This window comes from Methylocystis sp. (assembly GCF_050246715.1).
Classification (GTDB): domain Bacteria; phylum Pseudomonadota; class Alphaproteobacteria; order Rhizobiales; family Beijerinckiaceae; genus Methylocystis.
The window spans coordinates 1-7,053 of the sequence record NZ_JBFWVN010000097.1; the positions used below are offsets into that span (position 1 = coordinate 1).

The window sequence follows — 7,053 nt, forward strand, 5'->3', positions numbered from 1 at the left end:
ATGTCATCGCCCGCATCGCCGATCACCCGATCTCAAAGCTCGACGAACTGCTCCCTTGGAAATGGGAGAAAGCCGCGCCTCACGCCGTCGCCGCTTAGCCACCCCTGGTCATAAGATCACGCTTACCCTGCTTAGCGAGCCTCTTCCTGGAAAGCGTAGGTCGTAGGGTTTCTGTAATTTCGAACTGACCCACCGCCAAAACTTCGAGCGACTCGCGTCAGCGGCGATCGGCCCATCATGTGACGTCGCGGGCGCGTCGCTATTGTTGGCGAGCAATGCGCGAACGGCGCAATGAAGCCCGAGGCAACGCCATGTCCCGCGATCGCGACGCGGCGCATCGGGCTGACCGTGTCGCCGACGTCGAAGACGTCGAGAATGACGAGCCGCGGCGCGCGACGCAGATTTTGGATGAAATTGCGCCGTTAGGCCTGATCGCAACCCATTTGTCGCTCGAGCAATAAGCAAATCCATGCGGGCTCAAATCGCGCGGGCGCTCACTCCGCCGGCGCAGGCTGCGGCGCCGTCCGATGCACATGCGCCCGCCGCGCCGAACGCTTCCTCCACCAGATGTAAACGCCGGTGACGGACAACATTGCGATTGTTAGACCAACGAGACTTACGAAAATCTTGTAGGGTACGCCGAACACATTCGCCGTATGCAACGCGCGAAGCCAGGTGGTGAGGGTGTTGCCGCTTTTCCAGCCGGTCGGCAAATTCAACATGATGAATTCGCCGGTATAGGCGTCGAACGCAATCGACGTCGCCGCGATTCTGCTCGCGATATCCAGGCTCGACCGAACGCGATATTCATAAGCGCCCTTACTGCGAATAAAATAGAACGCGACCGGCCGTTCGATCGAAAAGCCATGCGCTTGAGCTTGCCCCTCCATAAGTTCGGTTCCGGTCGCATATGCCTGCTCCCAGTCGAGCGGCTCGCGACCGTCTCTGATCGCGGGCCTCGTGGGCGAACTCCAAATTCCCTGTTCGATGTCGAAGAATAGACGAGTCGCGCTCGTATAGAATCCATTCAGATTGAACGAGACGCTGGACCAGGCGAAGATCAGCAGAATGCCCCACAGCCAAAGGCCGCCAGCGCGATGAAGGTCGAAATTGATCCTGTAAGCGGAAGCCCGCCATTTTATGCGCCAGGCCGGTTTCCATCGGCTTAGAAAATTTTCGGCGCCGTTTCGGTTCGGAAGCGGTAGCGTCAAGTAGAACGCAATGAAGCAATCGATTGTCCAGACGAGCGCCACGATCCCAAGAATCCAGCCGCCAATCTCTCCTGCCGCGAGATTGTAGTGCAGCGTATAGATAAACGGCATGAGCTCGCCCAACGCGCGAGGAAGCGCCCCGCGATTCACGCGTCCCAGTTCAACGCCGGTTACAGCGTCGAGATGCAGATAGTTGAAGTCAATCGGCGGAGAACCGGGTCGCCTTTCCATGCGCACCATCGCCATTCCAGGCCAACCGAAGTACACGGCCGTGGCCTTTGCATCCGGAATCAATTTTTCGGCATGCCGCACAAGCGTTGGGGCTTCTAGCTCCGGTCCATGTGGTCCAGGATAAAGTTCGGGCGTGAGCGAGTGATTGATTTCAGGCAGGAACGCTAGAAGGCTGCCGGTCAGCCCCACGAGGATCAGAAATCCGGCAGTCGTGAGCCCAGCCCAGCGATGCAGCCATCCCCAGAACCCGCGAACGCTCATCGAAGGCCTCCAATCTTGCTCTCCCCGCCGGAAGAGCGCCGCACTCTCACCATTCGAATCGCACTGTCCCCACCGCGGTAAAGGGCTGGGCTGCGAACAAAGCCAAGCGTGGCGGGTTGTTCCATTGCCCGTCCGACGAATTGAAGTATTGCGCATTGTTGATGTTGCGCAGATTGAGTTGGGCCGTCAGCTTATGTCCATCGATCAGATGCGTGTATGAGGCAAAGCCATCGAGCCGCGCCCAGCCAGGCAACACGAAGGTGTTCTGAATGTCGCCCCACGCATGGGTCGCAGCCGTCACGCCGCCGCCAACCCGCCAGCCAAGCCCGTTCTCGCCGAAATCATAGGTCAGCCAGATTTTGCCGGAATGGCGCGGGACATTGTCGAGGTGATCATAGAGCAGGCCGCTGCCATAGGGGTTCAGCGGATTTCTCCAATTGTCGGCGATCACCTTTGCGTCGGTATAGGCGTAATTGGCGATGATGGCCATGCGCTCGGTCACGGTTCCGATGACGTCCAGTTCAATTCCCCGGCTGCGCTGGAGGCCTGCAAGCTTCAGCGCCGTTGGATCGGGCGACGCAAAATCGCGCGTCGTGAGATTCGATCTCGTGAGTTGATAAAAGGCGAGCGTGGCCAGGACGTCATTCAGCAGTCTCGCCTTCAGACCGACCTCCCACTCCATGCCTCTCTGCGGCGGAAATGGCTGCTGCCTGGAATTGAGCCCATTGTTGGCGCCGAACGATCGCGCATAATGCGCGTAGACGCTCACTTCCTTCGTCACATCGAATACGGCGCCGACTCGAGGGCTCCATCCGGTATCGATGCGATCGACCGCGCTAAGTCGTGCGAAATTAGCCGCCGCCTGGTTCGCGCTGGTGTTGCCGCCGGCGCTACGCGAAAACCCCTGCACGACGTCGGCGACGTCGTAGCGCGCGCCGAGCAACACATGCAGACGATCGTCGAACATATTGATGTGATCCTGAATATAGAGCCCCTTCTGCCGAAACAGCGTCGACTGATGCGCCTTATTGGTTAGGCCCGCGACGCCGAATTCATATGCGAAGGAGGGCACCGTCCCGTAGATCGGGAAAAACATGTTGATCGGGAATTTGGGAACCGTCGATGTGCCCTTGTAATACTCGAAATATCGGTTGAGATAGTCTAGACCCATCAGGAACGTATGGTGCGTTCCTATGATGTCGAGCTTGCCTTCGAGGTCGATGTTTGTCGAATAAACATGCGCCTCATCAGCCTGGTAATCGAATTTTCTGTTCACCGTCACGCCGTTTGCGGCGCCAGACAGCGGCTGTATCCCCTGCAGGCCATACCAATTGTGCAAATACAAGAACCTGTTCGTTACTTTCCAATTTTCATTCAGGTTCTGTCGAATGTTGTAGCTCAGGACATATTGCCCGGTGGAGTCTCGCGGATCGTTTGGTTCCTGGAAGGTGCGGCTAAGAGGGATCGGAGCGGGCGTCGATCCGTAGGCGAACGGCCAGACCGGGACGCCATAATTGACCTGCGCCGCGTTGTTCAAATATTCCGCGTCAAATGTGATTTCGGTCCGATTGCTCGGACTATATCTGACGACCGGCGCGACGATGAGTCGGCGTCCGCCCTGAAAGTTCAAAAAGGAGCCGGCGTTTTGATAGGCGCCTGTAAAGCGGTAAGCGAGCCCGGGAACTTCCTTGATCGGCGCGGAGGAATCCCATTGCGTTCGGTAAAATGCAAAGGAGCCGAACTCTTGGCTGACGACGTGACGCGCGTAATCGAGCGGCTGCTTGGTGATGATGTTGACGAGACCTCCTGGTTCGGTGCGCCCATAGAGAATCGAGGACGGGCCTTTGAGCACTTCAATGCGCTCGACATTGGCGGTGTCCGTGATCATGGGACTGCCGGGGCCGCTGAACGACAGGAAATTTCTATATGTCGCGAACGCGCGAAATCCGCGAATAATGAACGCCTGGCCCTGCACGTCGTTGGAGATCACCCGCACGCCGGAAACGTTTTCAACCGCGTCCTGGGCGCGCGTGATATTTTGATCGACGATCGCCTGTCTTGGCACGACTGCAACCGAAACCGGCATTTGTCTGATCGGCACGTTGATCTTTCCGCTCGTCGTCGCGCTGCGTACGACATAGCGCTCTTCCGGCGTCTTGGGCTCTCCGGGGCGAGAAGAGCCGGTCGAGGAAGGCTGCGTGGCGGTCGACGGTGCGCTAGTTGTTTGAGTAGGGCGCACAGGGCTTCGCGCGCCGCCGACATTGATGGTTGGAAGCGACTGTTGCGCGTAGGTCGATGACGAAGCGAATATGACAGTCAACACGCCGGCTGACACGCCGCGCGAAAGGACCGAACGAAACATGACATTCTCCTGATGCGGCTCCGCCGGCCGCATGATCGTTTAGGAATGAACTCGGCCGAATCCGGCCGGGGATCGTTCAGGAGAAGGAAGGCGGCGCGCGCGACGACCAGGAGCTTGTCCAGCCGAGAGGCGGTTGAATGCGGTCGTTGGAGATGCGGCGAGAATCAAGGGCGATCGGGTTCGCCGGCGATTGGATCGCTACGTCAGGCGTCGTGATAACGCCGAGCCACGACTCATGGAGAGATCGCTCGGCGCAATAAAGGCAACAGGCGGGATGCTTGCCGTGGGCCGGGCCGGGAAGCTTGTCCGCGTCCCGCTCGGTCGCGAGGCAGGGAGCTTCGCCCGCGACAGCGAATTCTGCGGCCGAGTCGAGGTTTCGGACCGCGAAATGCGCGTGACCGGAGACGGCGAAAATCTGCAGGACGATCGCCAGCGCGATCGCGGCGGCGAGCACGATCCGCGAAGCGCGCAGATTCGATACTGGCCTGCGCGTCCCCCTTCCCCGCATCTGCCCCCGTCCGCCCCGGCTTCGACCATGGCCAGCCGAACGCCGGCTCCCTATGGTCATTCGAACAATCTAACGGGCGTCGCTGACATGATCCTGATATTGCCGGATACTGGCTAATATACTTGGGGCTGTGGCTTTACAGCAACACCTTCCGCGGATACTGCTTCGAAGAAGTTTCGTCGGAATGCGCGGGCGAGTTCCGACGGACGGAGCGGCGGACCATGCGCATCCTCTTAGTCGAGGACGAGCCGGAGATGGCCAGGCTTGTCTCATCGCTTGTGTCGAACGCGGGATTCGGCGTCGATCATGTCGGAACGCTTTCCGAAGCGATGGAGGTCGTTCGGCAGATCCCTTACGATCTCGTGCTCCTGGATCGACGATTGCCGGATGGCGACGGCATGACGTTGGTTTCCTCGGTGCGCAGGTGCAATCCTGGAATTCGCGTCGTTATGCTGACGGCGCGGGACGCAATCGAGGACTTGGTTAAAGGGCTCGATTATGGCGCCGATGATTATCTGACGAAGCCATTTCGAGGGCCGGAGCTGATCGCGCGCATTCGCGCCTGCCTGAGGCGTCCGGGCGGCGATGTTCAGCCGCCGATCGCGATCGGCGCGCTAACTTTCGATCCGCAGACTCGTGACGTATGCGTTCAGGGACGCCCAATCGCGTTGCACAAGCAGGAATTGGCCCTGCTTGAAGCTCTGGCGAGACGCCTCAATCGAGTTACGACGCGCGGCGCGCTGATCGGCGAAATCTACGGGCTGGCGGAAAACGTGCACGCCAACGCGCTGGAAGCGCTTGTCTCGCGATTGCGCCGACGCTTGCTCGCATTGGAATCGGGCGTGACGATTCATCCGGTCAGGGGCGTCGGCTATATTTTGGCGGAGTCGTTTGATTGAGACGACATTCCCTTAAGTTGCGAATCATCGCCACTCTTGTCGTCGCCCAAATATTCGCCTTTGCGATCGCGTGGTTTGTAACGATCGGCCTCGGCCACATGGGTTTTGAAGGGTTTGTTTCGTCGCTCGATGAGCTTTCTTCCATTCGCGCCACAAAGCAGGTCATCGACTCGCTGACGCTGAACGAAAGAGGCGAGCTCGAAATAAGGCCGACAGCGGACTTGCTCGAAGAGATGAAACGTGCGCCCGCGATGAAATTTGCGGCCTTTCGGAGTCCGCTTAGAAAGCCGATCGCCGGCTCCTCTCCGGATTTTCTGCCTGTTTTGCAGTCGCTCATTGAAATAAACCCAGGCCATGTGCATTTCGTTCAACCGGGCGATCCCAGCACCGTGCGAAGCGGTCTCATGGACCCCCGAAGAACGCCCTTCGGCCGGCTTCACATCGCTGTTTACGGGCAAAAGTTTCGCTGGAGCGACGTCTTTGACGCCGCGCTGGACGTAACGCGCTTTTTAATTCCGTACTTGGTCGTGGCGGTCATGGTGTCCGCGACGGTTACTTGGGTTGCCGTGCACTGGGGGCTCAATCCGCTGAAGCGGGTCGCCTTGCAGGCCTCCCGCATCGACATGAATTCGCTCTATCAGAGACTCGACACGGGTGATGTATCGACCGAAATCTTTCCTCTGGTTGAGGCCGTGAACGGCGCGCTGGCGCGGCTCGATGAAGGCGTCGCGCAGCAGCGTCGTTTCACCGCTAACGCCGCGCATGAATTGCGTACGCCGGTCGCGATTCTCACCGCGCGTATCGATGCGCCAAAAGAGCCGAGCTTCCTGACCGATCTCGAATCCGACGCGCGGCGCATTCACGCCATCGTCGAGCAGATGTTATCGACGGCGCGTTTGAACGAATATCGGGCCGATGTGCAAGAGCGGGTCAATCTTACGGAAGTCGCCAGCTCCACGGTCGCAGACATTGCGCTGCTGGCGATCAAGCGCAGGCGGCAGATCATATTCGAGGGTCCGGATACGGAAGTATATGTGCAAGGGAGCCGATTCGCTCTCGAATCCGTACTGCGCAATCTGATCGAAAACGCGCTGCGCGCGGAACCGGAAAATGGAACGGTGATCGTCCGCGTTGCTCCTGACGCCGCTGTCGAAGTCCTGGATCATGGGGAAGGCGTCGCCGCCTCCGATCGTGAGGCCATATTCGAAGCTTTCTGGCGCAAGCGCGAAACGACGCCAGGAACGGGCCTTGGCCTCGCGATCGCGAGGCAGCTGATGGAGCTGCAGGGCGGACGCATCTGGGTCGAAGAGACGCCCGGCGGAGGAGCGACATTTAAGTTAGCGTTCCTAAGGGCAAATGCGAATTGAGGCGGGGTTTGCGGTAGGGCGGCGCAATTGCTTGATTTGCTCGGCGCGCTTTGGGAATTTGGCCTCCACTCGCAGCGCGAGCGGCTGACTAGAGCGGGCTCCGAACGATCTGAATCGATTTAAGATTCACGAATCGGGTGAAGTCTGATTCATAATTCCTGCCGCGGGAAGGAGGCGGCGGGAATGGCGCTTTCCGACGATCTTCGCAAACGCT

6 protein-coding genes are annotated in these 7,053 nt (G+C 59.0%); 3 read left to right on the plus strand and 3 right to left on the minus strand.

Annotated features, from left to right (window positions below):
- Positions 1-311: 311 nt before the first annotated feature.
- The gene (locus tag AB7I51_RS17345; RefSeq protein WP_428406372.1) at positions 312-461 is read left to right on the plus strand and encodes a hypothetical protein; all 150 of its coding nucleotides are present in this window, start codon (positions 312-314) and stop codon (positions 459-461) included.
- Between the two features lie 33 nt (positions 462-494).
- On the opposite strand, the gene AB7I51_RS17350 is transcribed toward AB7I51_RS17345, so the two are convergent.
- The 3 genes from AB7I51_RS17350 to AB7I51_RS17360 all read right to left on the minus strand — a co-directional run bounded on the left by AB7I51_RS17350 (position 495) and on the right by AB7I51_RS17360 (position 4,573).
- Positions 495-1,703 (minus strand): PepSY-associated TM helix domain-containing protein, encoded by a 1,209-nt coding sequence (locus AB7I51_RS17350; protein ID WP_428406373.1) that lies wholly within the window; start codon positions 1,701-1,703, stop codon positions 495-497.
- A 46-nt stretch (positions 1,704-1,749) separates the two neighbouring features.
- Positions 1,750-4,065, minus strand: coding sequence for a TonB-dependent siderophore receptor (locus AB7I51_RS17355; RefSeq protein ID WP_428406374.1), 2,316 nt, complete (start codon positions 4,063-4,065; stop codon positions 1,750-1,752).
- A 76-nt stretch (positions 4,066-4,141) separates the two neighbouring features.
- The gene (locus tag AB7I51_RS17360; RefSeq protein ID WP_428406375.1) at positions 4,142-4,573 is read right to left on the minus strand and encodes a hypothetical protein; all 432 of its coding nucleotides are present in this window, start codon (positions 4,571-4,573) and stop codon (positions 4,142-4,144) included.
- A 221-nt stretch (positions 4,574-4,794) separates the two neighbouring features.
- Here AB7I51_RS17360 and AB7I51_RS17365 point away from each other — a divergent pair, with 221 nt between their 5' ends.
- Both AB7I51_RS17365 and AB7I51_RS17370 read left to right on the plus strand, forming a co-directional pair.
- The gene (locus AB7I51_RS17365; RefSeq protein ID WP_428406376.1) at positions 4,795-5,472 is read left to right on the plus strand and encodes a response regulator transcription factor; all 678 of its coding nucleotides are present in this window, start codon (positions 4,795-4,797) and stop codon (positions 5,470-5,472) included.
- Complete coding sequence (locus tag AB7I51_RS17370; RefSeq protein ID WP_428406377.1) at positions 5,469-6,839, plus strand: sensor histidine kinase; 1,371 nt, start codon at positions 5,469-5,471, stop codon at positions 6,837-6,839. The genes AB7I51_RS17365 and AB7I51_RS17370 overlap by 4 nt, the downstream gene beginning before the upstream one ends.
- The last annotated feature ends 214 nt before the right edge of the window (positions 6,840-7,053 follow it).

Excerpts from the sequence above, each read along its gene's own strand:
- AB7I51_RS17345 (WP_428406372.1), top strand. The coding sequence starts at position 312 with ATGTCCCGCGATCGCGACGCGGCGCATCGGGCTGACCGTGTCGCCGAC.
- AB7I51_RS17350 (WP_428406373.1), bottom strand. The coding sequence starts at position 1,703 with ATGAGCGTTCGCGGGTTCTGGGGATGGCTGCATCGCTGGGCTGGGCTC.
- AB7I51_RS17355 (WP_428406374.1), bottom strand. The coding sequence starts at position 4,065 with ATGTTTCGTTCGGTCCTTTCGCGCGGCGTGTCAGCCGGCGTGTTGACT.
- AB7I51_RS17360 (WP_428406375.1), bottom strand. The coding sequence starts at position 4,573 with ATGCGGGGAAGGGGGACGCGCAGGCCAGTATCGAATCTGCGCGCTTCG.
- AB7I51_RS17365 (WP_428406376.1), top strand. The coding sequence starts at position 4,795 with ATGCGCATCCTCTTAGTCGAGGACGAGCCGGAGATGGCCAGGCTTGTC.